Genomic DNA, 15,095 nt, shown 5'->3' with positions numbered 1-15,095 from the left:
GCGCATAATCGAAACGTATCGAATTCAAGACCCTTCCTGGTTGAGAAATCGATTGTTTGCTTCCAAATTTTTATCTTTTAAACCGCAAGGTTTTTTCTCTTTCCTGGCATTGGGCGGCGCTGATAGCACCGCCCTTTTCTTTTCCCTGAATTCGCAGGTCAGGTCAAGGGCCCCGGCAAGGGGAAGTGTCACAGGCCACCCGCCGCCCACTGATGCGCCAGCCACTACGACCTCTCTGGCAAGGTATCCTAAACGATCCTTAATACCGTCTCATTGCCATTAAATATATTTAAATGGCTTACTTGGAAAGCTTCACTCAATATAAAAACAAATATAATCAAGTAATTTAAAACATCAAAAACTTATCTTTTAAATGGCTTGCATATATAAGCAAACAAAATTAATCGGGCCGCACGCCCCATATCTGCTTATCACACCCCATGCCCACCCCAACAACTGCTACCGGGTGAAGAGAAAAGCCACCCACAAGCGCCCATTCGCGTATCTGGTGGGTAGCATAGCCCACGCAAAAACAGCCTCAAAAGACCACCAAAAGTTACAATGGGAACAATCCCAAACCTCAAAAAGAGCAAAAAACAGGCAAAGAGAGAAATTTTTTTCTCACGGTTTCACCTTGTGATGCGTTCAAAAAATCATCGAAAAGAACCTGATGCCAATCAGTGACATCTGAGATGCCAATTTTTAGACGGCTCATCATGGCCACGCTCGAATGAAAATTCAATGCTGATAAAAATCAATCACATAGAATCAAAATAGAACTCGCAGCCGGTCATTTGCCTCACCAGTTAATTATTTAAACCTCAATAAAGCTAAAACTCTAATAACACCATTTATTAAACAAAATGGCCCTGCTTGCAGCCAGTCATATTTATAATGATGGGGAAACCACTCTCTTGTTATTCAGAAATGTGCTGACTATACTGCGGCCCCTCTGTGAAAGCAGAGCGATGACGGAAATATAAAAAGCTTCATGGATTGAGCAATATAAATTACACGCAGTTCACGCAACACAAGGTTATTTATCCATGAACAAGTTTAATAAAATTGCCGCTTTCTCCCTGCTTGCTCTGGCCATGAATGGCGGCGCCCATGCCGAAGGCTGGTATGCAGGTCTGGATCTGACCACCTCCAAGATGGATCTCGACGGTGACCTCCAGCGCGCCTATGACGCCAAAGTGATCGACGACCAGCTCGACGGCGGCAGCCTGATCGTCGGTTACAGCTTCAAACCCTGGCTGGCCATTGAAGGTGGCTTGCACGCCCAGCAGATGGATCAGCTGACTTGGGTGACCTCCCCGATTGCAACCGGCTTTGCCGACACCACCATCGACACCCGCAGCATCAGCCTGGCCGCCAAGCTGAGCCATCCGCTGGCCTGGGGCTTCAGCGCCTATGCCAAACCGGGTATCGCTTACACTCGCACCGAAGTGGAAGTTGTCGGCAATGCCACCATCCTCGGTATGAGCGGTCAGGTAAGTGGCAGCGAAACCAAGAGCAAGGTACACCCCAATCTGGAAGTGGGTCTGGACTACGCCTTCAACGACAGCTTCTCTGCCGGTATCGGTTACGAGCGCCAGTTCAACGCCCTGAGCCTGGGTGATGAGCACTACTCTCTGGATACCCTCAAGCTGGGTCTGCGCTACCACTTCTAAGTCGCGCCGCGTCAGTAACAATGCAAAAGGGCCACAGGTTTCACGCCTGCGGCCCTTCTATTGGCTGATGTGCCATCAGCAGATCTGATTCTTGCCCTGCTGCTTGGCCTGATAGAGCGCCCGATCGGCACGCACCATCAGACTCTCCTTCTGCTCACCCTGCTGATACTCCGCCACTCCGAAGCTCATGGTGGTGACACCGCGGGGACAGATGGGGTTCGTCACCATCAACGCCTGAAACTTGTTCGCCACCACCAACGCATCTTCACGGCCGGTATTGGGCAGCAGCACCATAAACTCGTCGCCACCCCAACGAGCCAGCAGATCAATCTCGCGGATATGGTCGCGCACCAGCGCCACTATGTTGATCAGGGTCTGATCCCCGATATTGTGGCCATAGCTGTCATTGATCTGCTTGAAGTTGTCCACATCCATGGCAATCACGGTAAAAGGCAAGTGAAAGCGGCGCGCCCGTTCGCACTCCAGCTGCAACGCCCGCTCCAGCCGATAGCGGCTGGCGGCACCGGTCAGGGCATCAGTCTCCGCCAGCTGACGATTCTCCTCCACCCTCTGTTGCAGTGCCTCGTTGACTCGCACCAGCTCGGCGGTGCGCTCCGCCACCAGTTGCTCCAGCGACTGATTGCGCAGCTCCAGCTGCTCCAGCAGCAACTTGCTGGCGTGGATATTGCGATGGGCGCCGATCATCCGCGCCACAGACCCATCGGGATTGCGCTCTATGATGCGGCCGCAATCCTCGATCCAGATATAGTCTCCGCCGCGACTGCGGCAGCGATACTCGACACGGTAGTCGGGGGCGGCGCCGCTCAGATAGGCATCGAAGCTCGCCATCACCCGATCCATGTCGTCGGGGTGGATCACACTCTCCCAGGTGAAGACATTGTTGCCTAGAGTATGGGGCTCGTAGCCCAGCATCCGGTACCAGCCCGGGTTGCGATAGACGAAACCGGTGTTGGCATTCCAGTCCCAGATGCCATCGCTGATCACCTCGAGAATGCCATGTACCACGGCTTCGCTGACATCCGAGATCCTGATCGTGTCGCTGTCCTGCAGCATGGGAGACCATCCTTGTATTGCCGCCCCGCTGGGGCGCGGGGCATTCCAGCCTGATGTTGAGAAATGATAGCGGCAGACGGCTGCACAGTCCGCTATCCGTTGATCGATGAAAATCGCCACTACTTGTTCCGGTTATCGGCCGCCATCGGGTTCGTCTGAATAACATTAGCAACCAGTGTGGCTCAATATTTCACCCTTGTCCGGTTTTAAAGGCAGGATGATGCAGGTTGCGATAGTGGCTGGGCGCCAGGCCATGCTGGCGTTTGAAGGCGGTGGAGAAGTGGTACTCGTTCTTGAAGCCGCACTGCTCGGCCAGCAGCTTCACCGGGTCGGCCCGGCTGGCCAGCAAGAGCGCCGCCCGCTGCAGCCGCAGCCGTTGCAGCAGCGCCATGGGCGCCAGCGCGAAGTGCTGCTGGCAGAGCCGGTAGAGCTGGCGCTCGGAGAGATGCAGGGCGCCAGCCATGCGCGCTATGTCCCACGGCTCGGTCAGCGCCTCTTTGAGCAGCAATTCGAGGCGCAGCGCCAGCCGCTCGCCACGCCGCTGCCCCTCCCCCTTTTGCAACAGACGGCGCAGGTAAAAGCCGAGCTGCTCAACCAGCAGGGCGCTGAGCAGCGGGTCCTGATGGCGCTCCTGCTCCGCATAGAGGTTCTCGAGCGTGCGCAGCACGGTAGCCTGCTGGGAGGTACAACCGAGCCGGGGGTGGCTGGCGAAGGCATCCCAGGGGGAATCCTTGTGCAGCAGCAGCCACACCAGCTCCCACTCACTCCCCTTATTCACCTGCTGGTTCAACGGCTCACTCAACTGATAGCAGAGTGGCTCCCCGGCTGGGATCAGCGCCCACTCCCCGGCCTGCAACCGCTCGCGGCGATCGCCCACCTGCACCTCCCCCTCACCGCCCAGGGTCAGCAGAAAACAGTGCATATCGGCAAAGCGGCGCGCGATGCGGTAGCGGGTCTTGAGACGGGAATAGCCCGCCAGCCACACCTGCTCCTGTGCGAGGGCCGGCAGCAGACTGTCGCAACAGATCTGCTCGCGGCAGTCGGGGGAGACATCGATAATCTCGGTGTTGGCAGTTTCAGACATCATCAGGACGGGCTCAGCCATGTCGAAGGGACAGGCCCCAGCATAGCATTAAGGGCATCGAGTCACAGGAGACCAGCCATGCATATCCATCACGTCGCCATCTGGGCGCAGGATCTGGAGGCACTCAAGGCATTCTACTGCAACCTGTTTGGCGGGCAGGCCAATGAGCGCTATCACAACCCGAGCAAACAGTTCAGCTCTTACTTCGTGCGTTTCGAAGGGGGCGCCAGCCTGGAGCTGATGCACACCCCCATACTGTTTCCGGCAGATCTCACTCTGCCACACCCGTTGCAGGGGCTGGCCCACCTCGCCTTCTCCCTCGGCAGCGTGGAGGAAGTGGACAAGATGACCGCCCGCCTCAAGCTGCTCAAGGGCGCCGAGGTGAAACACCTGGACGGCCCCCGCTGGACCGGCGACGGCTATTACGAGAGCACCTTCCTCGACCCGGAAGGCAACCGGCTGGAGCTGACCATCTAATACCTGAATGCTCCCCTCACTCTGGCCCTCTCGTAAGTTCGATTAGCGAAGCGTAATCGGACAGCGGTAACGGCATTGCTCCCTTCTCCCATTTATTAAAAAAGGAGGAGAAGGGCTGGGGATAAGGGAAAGGAAAAAGAGATTTCGCGGTAAACGTTGGGCTTCGCTACGCTCGCCACAACCTACACGATCGGTAGTTTGGTGCTGAGCCTGCGAAGCCCAACATGCGAGTTCAGCTTATAAGCATGTAAATAGTTCCATTGCGACCATATTTGAAGGTAAACTGACGACAATTACAAAATACAATTTACATTACTTCATGGTTTTATTTAATGAACAGCATCATTAATGACTTACTCTCAAAAGGTAAAGAAGGTCTCTGGTGGGACTTCAAACAAAAATTCCACAACAATATGGCTGCAATGGTCCATGATATTCTATGTATGGCTAATGTAATTCACAATGGGAATAGATATATAGCTTTCGGAATATCTGATTCATTAGAAGTAGTTGGATTAAATGACAGTGATAAAAAATATACTCAAGCAGATATTATCACTGCGCTTAGAAGACTAAGTTTTAGTGAAGATAACATCCCAAACATTCAGCTTGAATTTTTACAATTTAATGAAGCCAAGTTAGCAATCCTAACAATATTTAATGAGCCTTTAAAACCATATTACCTGACAAAAGAATACAGTTATCAAGGTAAATCCATACGAGCTGGTGTTGTTTATTCACGGACAAATGATGCTAATACACCATTAGATTCATGTGCCAATCCAATTGATGTCAGAACGATGTGGCGTGAAAGATTCGGCCTCAATCTAAAAGCCCCTGATAGATTCTCCATTCTTTTAGAAGATGCCAAATGTTGGGACTATGACGGTATTAGCCAAGCCTTCTATTCTAATGATCCTGATTTCACTATTGAGATTGGAAATGTAGAACATGAGGGGGGTAATTACTGGTGGCAAAACTTATATTTTGAGAATACAAGACAGTTTGACTACCACTTAAAATATAAGAACAGAATTATTAAGACCTTGCCTGTTGTTAATTACTACAACGAGGGTTTGACTATACCATTCCCAAACATTGAGTTTATTACCTATCCAGAAGCTCAAGATGGGTCAAATGCAGAATTTTACTGTGAGATTTACTATTATAAAAAAGGAACTATTGAATATAGTTTATTTCAACACATAAGAAAAAGTGAAGTGCATTGTGATACATATCAAACACTGTCTACACCAATCACAACTCAACTGAAACCACCCATAATAAAATTGCCGTTTTTTATAATTAACAGTGACAGTGAACTAAATGAACTGTCCAAGAAATTCATGGAAAAATATCATGAGTTTAATTCCTGTAAGTCAGATTTGATGAGAAAACGTTACCCTGACGAAAATTATAATAGATGGGATGTTGAAAAAGTTTTTTCGGAGTGGGTTTTTGAGCAAATAAATCCTCCCTCTGAATTTTCAATTAGTGAATGACATTAAAACGGCGGCAAATCCCTTTACCGCCATCCAATCAATCACTCCCCCAACCTCTGTGCCAATCCGGAATAACGCTCGGTCTTTTTCCGTACCGCCTGGGCCAGCAGGGCGCGATCGCCGTAGAGATCGAGGCGGGCCTTGGCGCGGGTGATACCGGTATAGACCAGCTCGCGGGTCAGCAGCGGGCTGGGGCTGTCGGGCAGCACCAGCACGGTATGGGCAAACTCCGAACCCTGGGATTTGTGGATGGTCATGGCGTAGACGGTCTCGTGGGGCGGCAGCCGGCTTGGCAAAAGCGCCCGCAGGGTGCCGTCCGGCTGCTCGAACCAGACCTTGAGTCGCCCGCTCTCATCGGGCAGGCAGAGCCCCATATCGCCGTTGTAGAGGCCGACCCCGTGGTCGTTGCGCACTACCATCACCGGGCGACCGGCATACCAGTCGCCATCGCGGGCAATCAGGCCAGCCCGTGACAGGGCCAGTTCGAGCCGCTCGTTTAGCCCCAGCACCCCGAACGGGCCGTCACGCAGGGCGCAGAGGATCTGGAAGCTGTTGAATGCCTTGAACACGGCGGCGGGCGCTTCCCCCGCGCGGGCCGCCTTCAGATAGCTGCCGTAACCGGCCACCCCCTGGGCAATCAGGGCGTCGTAGGCCTCCCCGGCCCAGGGGTGCAGGCTGATATCGGCAAAGCCCATACCCCAGACCGCCTCCACAGCCGTGGCATCGCCGCTGTTGCAGGCGCGCGCCAGCTGGCCGATTCCCGAATGCTGATCAAAGCGCCAGCTTTTGGCCAGCAAACAGAGGCTGTCGCGCACCGGCGCCCCCGCGGGCGTACCCTGCAAGCGGTAGCCGGTCTGGCGAGAGAGCCAGTCCGCCTGCGCCGGGCTGATGCCCTGCTCGATAAAGCTGCAGATATCGCCTAGCACGGCCCCCGCCTCCACCGAGGCGAGCTGATCCTTGTCACCGAGCAGGATCAGGCGGGCGTGGCTCGGCAGCGCATCGAGCAGGCGCGCCATCATCGGTAGGTCGACCATGGAGGCCTCATCCACCACCAGCAGGTCGAGGTGCAGCGGGTTGCCCGCGTGGTGGCGGAACTGGCTGCGCCCCGGAATGACCCCGAGCAGCCGGTGCAGAGTGCCCGCCTCGGTAGGGATCGCCTCGACCCACTCGGGGGGCAGATCGAGGGCCTGCAGGGCAGAGCCGATACTCTCGGTGAGGCGCGCCGCCGCCTTGCCGGTGGGGGCCACCAGCCGGATCGCCGGGGCCTTGCCCGCTTGCAGGCCGGTCTCCACCAGAATGGCGAGCAGTTTGGCGACCGTGGTGGTCTTGCCGGTGCCGGGGCCGCCGGAGATCACCGCAAAGGGGCGCGCCGCCGCGGTGGCCGCCGCCAGCTTCTGGCCATTGCAGCAGAGCGCCTCGGGCACCAGCACATCCAGCTTGCTCAAATCGCTCGCCGCCTGGGCGCTGGCCAGCAACCCTTCGATGGCGGGCCAATCCACTTCATTGGGGAACACCAGATCGAGATACTTCAGGGTAAAGTGGCGGGCAGAGAAGTCAGGGGCTAGGCGGGCCTTGAGCAGCGCCGCGAACACCAGCCCGTAGTCGCGGGCAAACAGCCGCGACAGGGCCGGGGCGATCTCCGGCCATTCGGCACGCTCGCTCAGGGCGCGCAGATGGCGGGCCACCCCCAGTTCAAAATCGTGGTAGCGGGTGAGGTAGAGCCGCCCGTGCCACAGCCGCAGCGGCCAGCGCGGGGTTAGCCCGTCATCCTGCTCGGTTCCAACCAAGGGACTCTCTGCAAACAGGGCGGGCCAGCGGGCAGGATCAGCCAGATCCAGCAGCAGATCCCGGCTCTGCTGGGGATCCAGCCCGAACGGCCGTAAAGCTCCACTCGCCAACATATCAAGGGGCAGACAGACATGGCCGCGCCCCAGCTCGAAGCAGGTGAGCGCCGCCCCCAGCACCAGCTCGGGGTTGCCGCCAAGGTCAGCCACCAGCCGGGCGAATTGCAGATCCAGCTGGCGGATGCGGCCAGCCAGCGCCAGTGTTTTGAGCCGTTCAACCATCATTGCGCTGGCTGCGGTGCTGATCATGGTGCCGCTCATGCCTCTACCTCATTCAATGCTTGAGATCCCGCAGCTGGCAGCTCACTGCCTTCGCGAAACAACTTATCCAGCCCCAGCACCAGTTCACGGCTCGGGCGGGTATGGAAAATGCCCCCCTGCGGCATGCCGCGCAGGAACAGATAGAAAACGCCGCCAAAGTGCTGCTCGAAGTCGTAGCCCGGCAGGCGCAGGGTGAGCAGCCGGTGCAGCGCCAGCGAATAGAGCTGGTATTGCAGGTCGTAGCGGTGCTCGGCCATCGCCCGCTCCAGCGCCGGACGGCTGTAATCGGCGGGGCTCATGCCGAGGTGGTTTGATTTGTAGTCGAGCAGATACCAGCGCCCCTGCCACTCGAACACCAAGTCGATAAAGCCCTTGAGCATCCCCTGCACGGTGGCAAAGCTGAGCGGCTTGTGGCCCCGCGACAGCGGGTCATGCTGCTGGCAGAGGGCGGTCAGCGCCGGGGCCGTCACCCGCCCCATGGGCAGGAAGAACTCCAGCTCCACCTGTTTGCGCTCGGGGGCCAGATCCCGCAGCCGCACCGGCTCGCCAAAGCCGGTATCGAGCGGAGTATCCAGCACAGCCTCCACCTGCTGTTGCAGCACTTGGGCCCAGCTTTCGTCGAAGCCGTCCTGCGCCAGCAAGGTGGCGATATGCTCTGCCAACGGTTCTCCCGCGGCGCTTTGAAAGTCGATGGTCTCGAACAGGCTGTGCAACAGGGTGCCGGGACGCGCCCCTTTCGGGAAGGTGAAGATGGAGGGCTGGGGCGCCTCCTCCGGTTGCTCGGAAGCCAGCGCAGCCGCCTCGGTGACGACCTCGTCATCGAAGCCGGGATTGGCCAAGACCCCCTTGCTGTGACCGTGGCCCTGCGCCGCCAGCCCGGAGTAGGAGCTGATCCACCAGTCCCGCTCAAGGGAACCGCCAAAGTGGCGCACCTGCGGCTCGCCCAGCTGCTCCTCCTCTGGCGGCAGCGGGGCCGGACGGGTGAGCGAGGGCTCACCGACGGCCACCCCGGGCAGCGCCTGTGCCAGCTCGGTCAGAGCGGTCGCCAGCGTCTGCGCATCCCCCTCTTCGCCCTTTTGCAGCAGGTAGCCGATGGCGGTGTGGTGCAGGTCGGTCTTCTCCGACTTGCCCGCCCCCGCCCGCACCGGTGCCAGCCCCAGCCAGGTGGCGTAGACGCCCCGGGTCAGGGCCACATAGAGCAGTCGCAAATCTTCGGCAAGGCGCTCCCTGTCCGCTTCGGCGAGCGACGAGTCGGCGCCGGTCAGATCGAGAATGGTGCGATTGCCCGCCTCGTCCGCCTCGTGATAGAGCGGGGTCTCGGCGGTTCTGTGGCTGCAGATAAAGGGCAGGAACACCAGCGGGTACTCCAGCCCCTTGGATTTGTGGATGGTGACGATCTGCACCAATTTCCGCTCGGATTCGAGGCGCAGTACCTGCTCCGCATCCTGCCCGTTGGGGCGGCTCACCGCCTCCCCAAGCCAGCGCAGCAGGGCATACTCCCCATCCAGCTCGCAGCTCACCTGTTGCAGCAGCTCGCCAAGATGGAGGAAGTTGGTCAGCCGCCGCTCGCCATAGGGGCTCGCCAAAAGCGAAGAGGCGAGATTGCGCCGGTGCAGCAGGGCCCGCAGCATCGCCAGCACGCCGCGGCGGTGCCAGATCTTGCGGTACTCCATAAACTCCTGCACCGCGCTCTCCCACGCCCGCTCGTCGCTGGCCAGCCCATCGAGCGCCTTGGCATCGAGATCAAACAGGCCGGTCGCCAGCGCCGCCCGCAGGCTGCGCTCCTCGCTCGGGTTCTGGCAGGCGTGCAAAATCAGCAAAATCTCCCGCGCCTCCGTCTGCTCCAGCACGCTCTCGCGGTTCGACAGATAGACGGAGGCGATGGCGAGACGCGCCAGCTCCTGCTGCACCAGCTTGCCCTCGGCGCCGGTGCGCACCAGCACGGCGATATCCCCGGCCTTCACCGCCTTGTCGCCGATCAGCGCCTTGCCCTCGCGGGCCAGCGTCAGCAGGTGGTGGATCTCGGCGGCGGTGGCGCGGGCCATCTTGCTCTGGTAATCCCCCCGGTTGAAGGTGGGCTGGCCGCTCAGCTGCCAGCAGTGGAGCACTGGGGCGGTGGCGCCATCGAGCAGCAGCGCCTTGCTCTTGCCCTGCGCCTCCACCGGCAGGAAGGGGATATCCGCCTCGTAGATAAAGGGATCCTTGGCCCGCTCGAACAGGCCGTTGACCGCCCCCACCAGCGCACTGCTGGAGCGCCAGTTGCGCCCTAGGGTGTAGTGGGCGCTCACATTTCGCCGCGCCTGAATGTAGGTAAAGATGTCGGCGCCGCGAAAGCCGTAGATGGCCTGCTTGGGGTCACCGATCATCAAGAGCGCCGTATCTGCGTGGCCGCCGTAGAGACGATGGAAGATGCGGTACTGCTGGGGATCGGTATCCTGAAATTCATCGATCATCGCCACCCGGTAGGTGGCGCGAATGCGCTCGCAGAGCCGCTCGCCAAGGCTTGAGCCAAGCGCCCCGTCGAGATCTTTCAGCAGGTCATCGAACGAGAGCTGATGGGCTTGGCGCTTGCTCGCCTGCATCCGGCTGCGCACCACCTTGGCAGCCCGCTGCAGGATGAGATCGCGAATACCGGGGCGGCTCGCCAGCAACTCGTCTATCTGACTGAACAGCGGCAGGGTCGGCACTGCCCCCCCCTTCTTGAGGTTCTCCTCCAGCACCGTCTGGCCGAAGCGCTCCAGCTCCTTGGGAATGGCGTAGCCACTGCTCTCGTCCTGTGCCCAGTCGGCTATCTTGGCAAGCCACCCCTCGTAGTTCTTGCCGGTGTAGCGGCTTACTTGCCCGTCGGTCTGGCGGCGGATCTCGTCCGTCTGCGCCAGCCATTCACTCTTCACCGCCGCAATGCGGGCCATAGCCGCCTGATGGCGGGCGGCAAGAGTCTCATCCCCCAGCGCGGGGTGGATCTCCAGCTCGCTGTTGTCGAGCCAGCTGCCCATCTCCCGCAGCAGGGCGGCGGGGCTCGGCCAGAGCGCGCGCACCGCGCTGGCGAGGGTTTTATCCACCGGATAGAACTCGGAGCGCCAGTAGTCGCTTACCGCCTGCAGCCTGAGCTGGCTGTCGTCGGTAAGAAATTCGGTTTCAAAGAGGGCACCCGACTCGAAGGCGTTCTGCTTGAGCATCCGCTGGCAGAAGCCGTGGATGGTAAAGACCGCCGCCTCGTCCATCTGCCGCTCGGCGGCCAGCAGGCGGCGGGCCGCCAGTTCGTGATCTTCCACCTCCTCCAGCAGCTGGGCCAGCAGGGCATCATTGCTATGGCCGCGCATAAAGGCGAGGCGCGCCTCGTGAATGCGACCGCGGATCCGTCCGCGCAGCTCGGCGGTGGCCGCTTCGGTAAAGGTCACCACCAGAATTTCGGTCACCGAGAGCGGCCGTTTATGGGCGCTCGGCTGACCGGCATCGGCACCCTCTTCGATGAGCGGACCGTGGCCCAGCAGCAGGCGCAGGTAGAGACCGGCGATGGTATAGGTCTTGCCGGTACCGGCGGAGGCTTCGATCAGTCGCTCACCATGGAGGGGAAAACGCAATGTATTGAGCGGGTTAGCCATTATGTCAGCTCCTCCAGGGTCTTGAGCAGCGGGGTCAGGTGTTCGCGGGCCAGCGCCTGCAACTGCCCCAGCACCTCGTCATCGAGTTCGGGGAAGCAGCGGGCGACGTAAGGATCTGCCCCTTCCCCATTGATCATCCAGCCGCCGTTGAAACGGGTGAGGGCCGCCTTGTCGGCCGCCTCCGGCTTGTCGGGATCCTTCTCGATCGCCTTGAGCCAATCCCAGGCGGTGTTGGGGAAGAAGGGCAGCGGCCGCTTCATCCCCTGCGCCCAGCACGCCACCAGCGCCGCCAGCTTGGGCCGCGCCTCGTCGGCAGTGAGCTTGGCTAACCGCAGACTCTGTTTGGCATCGAACAGCAGGGTGTCGCCGGGGACGTCGCTCAATGAGAGGCAGAGGTGCTGGATCCAGCCCAGCAGCAGATCCTTGCCGTTGAAGCTGCCGGGTTTGACCACCAGCAAGCGCCCCTTCTGGGTGTCGATCCACCCCTGCAGCTGGCCCTGAGTGAGGGAGATATCGATCTCCACCGCCTGCTTTTCTGACTCATTGGCAGCAACCCATGGCCGCAGCCGATCCGCCAGCTTGCCCATCTCGGCGTCCAGATCGTCCAGCAGCAGGCTGCCAAACCACCCTTGCGGCAGCAGGCCGGTAAGCTGCAACCGCTCGCGTCGCTCGGTACTTTCACCTTCCGCCAGATGGGCATCGAGCAGCAGATCTTTCAGCTGATAATGTTGCAGGCCATCCAGCTCGAATGGCTCGCTGTCCTCGATGTTGGCTTCGTTCAGTTCAAACCACACCTTGAGGCGGCGGTTGAGGAAATATTTGGTGGGTTGGCGATAGAAGCGCAGCAGCTCCGCCAGCTCCAGCCCCTGCTCCTTGCCCCATTCGGGAGGCAAAGGCAGCTCGCCGCTCTGGAAGTTGGCCGCACCGCGCACCGGATTGAGGGCGGGTAGCCAGTCGGCGGCATAGGTAAAGAGGCGCGATCCCGCCTCCGGGTAGAAGTAGTTGCGGCTGTAGGGGGTGAGCGGGTGCGCCACCATCAGGTGGTTGAGCAGCCGCTTGCCGGAGGTTTCGTCGTCGAGATCCTCATCCCCCGCCAGCACGAAGCCCTGCCGCACATAGTCGATCAGCTCCGCCAGCAGCACCGAGGGCACCTTGTCGCTGTTGTCCTGCGCGCTGAAGCCCTGATAGCTGATATAGAGCCCTTGCTGGGCACTGAGCAGCGCCTCGAGGAAGAGGTAGCGGTCATCATCGCGGCGGGAGCGATCCCCGCGCCGCGACGCCACCGCCATCAAGTCGAACCCCATGGGGGCCAGGGTACGCGGGTAGACGCCGTCGTTCATGCCGAGCAGGCAGACCTGCTTGAAGGGGATGGAGCGCATCGGCATCAGGGTGCAGAAGTTGACCTGACCTGCGAGGAAGCGCTGGCTGGAGCGGGACTCTCCCAGCACGCTGCCGAGGTAATCCTGCAACAGGTCGGCACTGATGGGCTGCTCGAAGCGGGCCTCGCCGAGCCGGGTCTGCCACTCGACCAGCTGGCTGCGAATGAGCTGGAGCTGACGCTCTTCATCCTCGTCGGCCAGATAGAAGCGCTCCAGCAGCGCCAGCAGGCAGGCGTTCCACTCGGCCAGCGGCTGCGCCTGTTGCAGGCGGGGCAGGAATTCGGCCAGCGAATCGACAAACCAGGCGAGCTTGCCGAGTGCCAGCCCCTGCTGCCCCTCGATGTCGGCGTAGGGCAGAATGCCCGCCACCGGCTCGCCGTCGCCCATGGCAAAACCGAGCAGCATGCGGCGCAGGCCGAACAGCCAGCTGTTGCCGGACATGGGCGGAAGATCGAAACGGACGGGGTAGCCGTCGTTCAGCCCCCAGCGGATGCCGGTCTCCTGCACCCAGACCCGCAGCTGGTTGAACTCGTCGTCATCCAGCTCGAAGCGGCGCAGCACGGCGGGCACCTCGAGAATGGCGAGCAGCTCCCCCGCCCCGAAGCGGGCGTTGGGCAGCCTGAGCAGGGCGAGGAAGCTTTGCAGCAGCGGGCTCTCCTGACTCGCCGCCCGATCTGAGACCGCAAACGGGATCTGACCGCGCGCGCCAAACACCGCCTGAATGTAGGGGCCATAGCTGTTCACATCCGGCATCATCACCACCACATCTTTCGGGGTGAGGGACGGGTCCTGCTCGAACAGCGCCAGCAGCCGGTCGTGCAGCACCTCGAGTTCGCGCATCGGGCCGTGGCAGGCGTGGATCTGCAAGGATCCATCCGCCGGATCGATGGGGCTCTTGTGATGGCTGCTGTCGAGATCGAACTGACCGGCGCCTCGCTCGGCCAGCTCCAGCACATCCTTCTGGATGGCGCGCAGCAGGCTGACATTGCCCTTGCCATCCACCTCGTCGATATCGACGAAGGCCTCGATTTGCGGCACCTCCAGCTCCATCAGCTGATGCAGGTAGTCACGCCCCAACTTGCCCATGGAAGCGAGCAGCGGGTTGGCGGGGCCTTGCAATGCCTCTATATCGGTGCCGGGTTTGAGCTTGTTTTCGAGGCGCGCCAACGTCTTGCGATCCAGCAGATCCCCCCAGTAGTAACGGCAGGGGTTGGTGACAAACAGGTGCACCTCCACCTCCGGCCGGCTGCCGAGGGCCAGCAGCGCCTCCACATAGCGCGGCGGCAGCGCCGAGATGCCGAACACAAAGACCCGCTGCGGGAGCTTGCCCGGCAGATCGGCGGTGCGCTCCAGCTCGTGGATAAACTCCTCGTAGAGATTGGCGCGGTGGTAACCGCTTGGAGAGAGCGCCAGGGTGCGAGCCACCAGCTCACGCCACAGCTCCGGCTGCCAATCCTGACCGCTCACCCCGGCCAGCTCCTGACTCAATCCTTCCCCCTCTTCCCAACGGGCGATCCAGTCCGGCCGGTAGACCAGATACTGGTCAAAGAGATCCGCTACCTTCTGGCAGAGCTGCCACAGCCGCACCTGCTCGGGATCCTTGGCGGGATCTTCCTCATCTCCGCCACCCAGATAGGCGGCGAGCGGGGCAAAAGCAGGGCGCTCCAGCAAGGCGGGCAGAATGGTCATCAGCTGCCAGCTCATGGATCCCTTGTTGTAGGGGCTCTGGCGCGGCACATCCGCCAGCACCCGGGTGAACATCTCCCAGATAAAGCTGGCGGGCAGCGGAAAATCGATATTGGCGGCGATGCCGAACGCTTTGGCCAGCTCCAGCTTGAGCCACTGGGCCATGCCCGGACTCTGCACCAGGATCTGCTCCCGATCGAAGGGGTGAGAGAGAGGGGCCTGCCGGATGCGGCTCACCAGCAGCTCTTTGAGCAGATCCAGCTGATTGGAGTGGTAGAGGGTAAACATGAGCAATTCCCGCCTGTGGATGAGAGGGGGCGAGGGAAAAGGCGAGCCATTTCCGTCACTTCACAAGAGAGGGAATTGTCGGGGATCGGGGGATAAGATGCAAAAGGCACTTGTGGCCAGCAGGCGGGCAAACCGCTGAACCATGAGGGGGGCCGCAGATTTGTGCAGCTGCCTCACCGCCTCGGAAAACGCAGACAGAAAAAAGCCGGTGCAGTTGCACCG

At 60.0% G+C, this 15,095-nt stretch carries 8 protein-coding genes; 3 read left to right on the top strand and 5 right to left on the bottom strand.

All coding sequences use genetic code 11. The features are described from left to right. Positions 1–1,046: 1,046 nt before the first annotated feature. Positions 1,047–1,673 (top strand): porin family protein, encoded by a 627-nt coding sequence (locus G5287_RS03515; RefSeq protein WP_421172987.1) that lies wholly within the window; start codon positions 1,047–1,049, stop codon positions 1,671–1,673. Positions 1,674–1,748: 75 nt separating this feature from the next. Here G5287_RS03515 and G5287_RS03510 read toward each other — a convergent pair whose 3' ends face one another. Then, positions 1,749–2,747: a sensor domain-containing diguanylate cyclase gene (locus G5287_RS03510; RefSeq protein ID WP_216952682.1), complete on the bottom strand. Its 999-nt coding sequence runs from the start codon at positions 2,745–2,747 to the stop codon at positions 1,749–1,751. 190 nt (positions 2,748–2,937) lie between these two features. Beyond that, entirely contained in the window at positions 2,938–3,834 is an 897-nt protein-coding gene (locus G5287_RS03505; protein ID WP_227341565.1) for a helix-turn-helix transcriptional regulator, read from the bottom strand. A 75-nt stretch (positions 3,835–3,909) separates the two neighbouring features. On the opposite strand from G5287_RS03505, the gene G5287_RS03500 reads away from it, so the two are divergent. Continuing rightward, positions 3,910–4,308: a VOC family protein gene (locus G5287_RS03500; protein ID WP_227341566.1), complete on the top strand. Its 399-nt coding sequence runs from the start codon at positions 3,910–3,912 to the stop codon at positions 4,306–4,308. A gap of 332 nt (positions 4,309–4,640) precedes the next feature. Then, complete coding sequence (locus tag G5287_RS03495) at positions 4,641–5,810, top strand: helix-turn-helix domain-containing protein (RefSeq protein WP_421208930.1); 1,170 nt, start codon at positions 4,641–4,643, stop codon at positions 5,808–5,810. A 41-nt stretch (positions 5,811–5,851) separates the two neighbouring features. Here the strand turns inward: G5287_RS03495 and recD are convergent, their stop codons facing one another. The 3 genes from recD to recC are packed head-to-tail and all read right to left on the bottom strand — an operon-like array spanning position 5,852 to position 14,873. Further along, positions 5,852–7,915 carry an exodeoxyribonuclease V subunit alpha gene (recD, locus tag G5287_RS03490; protein WP_421230860.1) on the bottom strand — a complete coding sequence of 688 codons (2,064 nt, stop codon included), beginning with the start codon at positions 7,913–7,915 and terminating at the stop codon, positions 5,852–5,854. Beyond that, positions 7,912–11,520 (bottom strand): exodeoxyribonuclease V subunit beta, encoded by a 3,609-nt coding sequence (recB, locus tag G5287_RS03485; protein ID WP_421230859.1) that lies wholly within the window; start codon positions 11,518–11,520, stop codon positions 7,912–7,914. The genes recD and recB overlap by 4 nt, the downstream gene beginning before the upstream one ends. Continuing rightward, a complete protein-coding gene (gene recC, locus G5287_RS03480) occupies positions 11,520–14,873 on the bottom strand; it encodes an exodeoxyribonuclease V subunit gamma (RefSeq protein WP_421230858.1) in 3,354 nt (1,117 codons plus the stop codon). The genes recB and recC overlap by 1 nt, the downstream gene beginning before the upstream one ends. Positions 14,874–15,095 lie beyond the last annotated feature (222 nt).

Source organism: Aeromonas sp. 603079, assembly GCF_049172135.1.
Classification (GTDB): domain Bacteria; phylum Pseudomonadota; class Gammaproteobacteria; order Enterobacterales; family Aeromonadaceae; genus Aeromonas; species Aeromonas veronii.
This window is presented reverse-complemented; position numbering and strand designations above follow the sequence as displayed.

Excerpts from the sequence above, each read along its gene's own strand:
- G5287_RS03515 (WP_421172987.1), top strand. The coding sequence starts at position 1,047 with ATGAACAAGTTTAATAAAATTGCCGCTTTCTCCCTGCTTGCTCTGGCC.
- G5287_RS03510 (WP_216952682.1), bottom strand. The coding sequence starts at position 2,747 with ATGCTGCAGGACAGCGACACGATCAGGATCTCGGATGTCAGCGAAGCC.
- G5287_RS03505 (WP_227341565.1), bottom strand. The coding sequence starts at position 3,834 with ATGATGTCTGAAACTGCCAACACCGAGATTATCGATGTCTCCCCCGAC.
- G5287_RS03500 (WP_227341566.1), top strand. The coding sequence starts at position 3,910 with ATGCATATCCATCACGTCGCCATCTGGGCGCAGGATCTGGAGGCACTC.
- G5287_RS03495 (WP_421208930.1), top strand. The coding sequence starts at position 4,641 with ATGAACAGCATCATTAATGACTTACTCTCAAAAGGTAAAGAAGGTCTC.
- recD (WP_421230860.1), bottom strand. The coding sequence starts at position 7,915 with ATGAGCGGCACCATGATCAGCACCGCAGCCAGCGCAATGATGGTTGAA.
- recB (WP_421230859.1), bottom strand. The coding sequence starts at position 11,520 with ATGGCTAACCCGCTCAATACATTGCGTTTTCCCCTCCATGGTGAGCGA.
- recC (WP_421230858.1), bottom strand. The coding sequence starts at position 14,873 with ATGTTTACCCTCTACCACTCCAATCAGCTGGATCTGCTCAAAGAGCTG.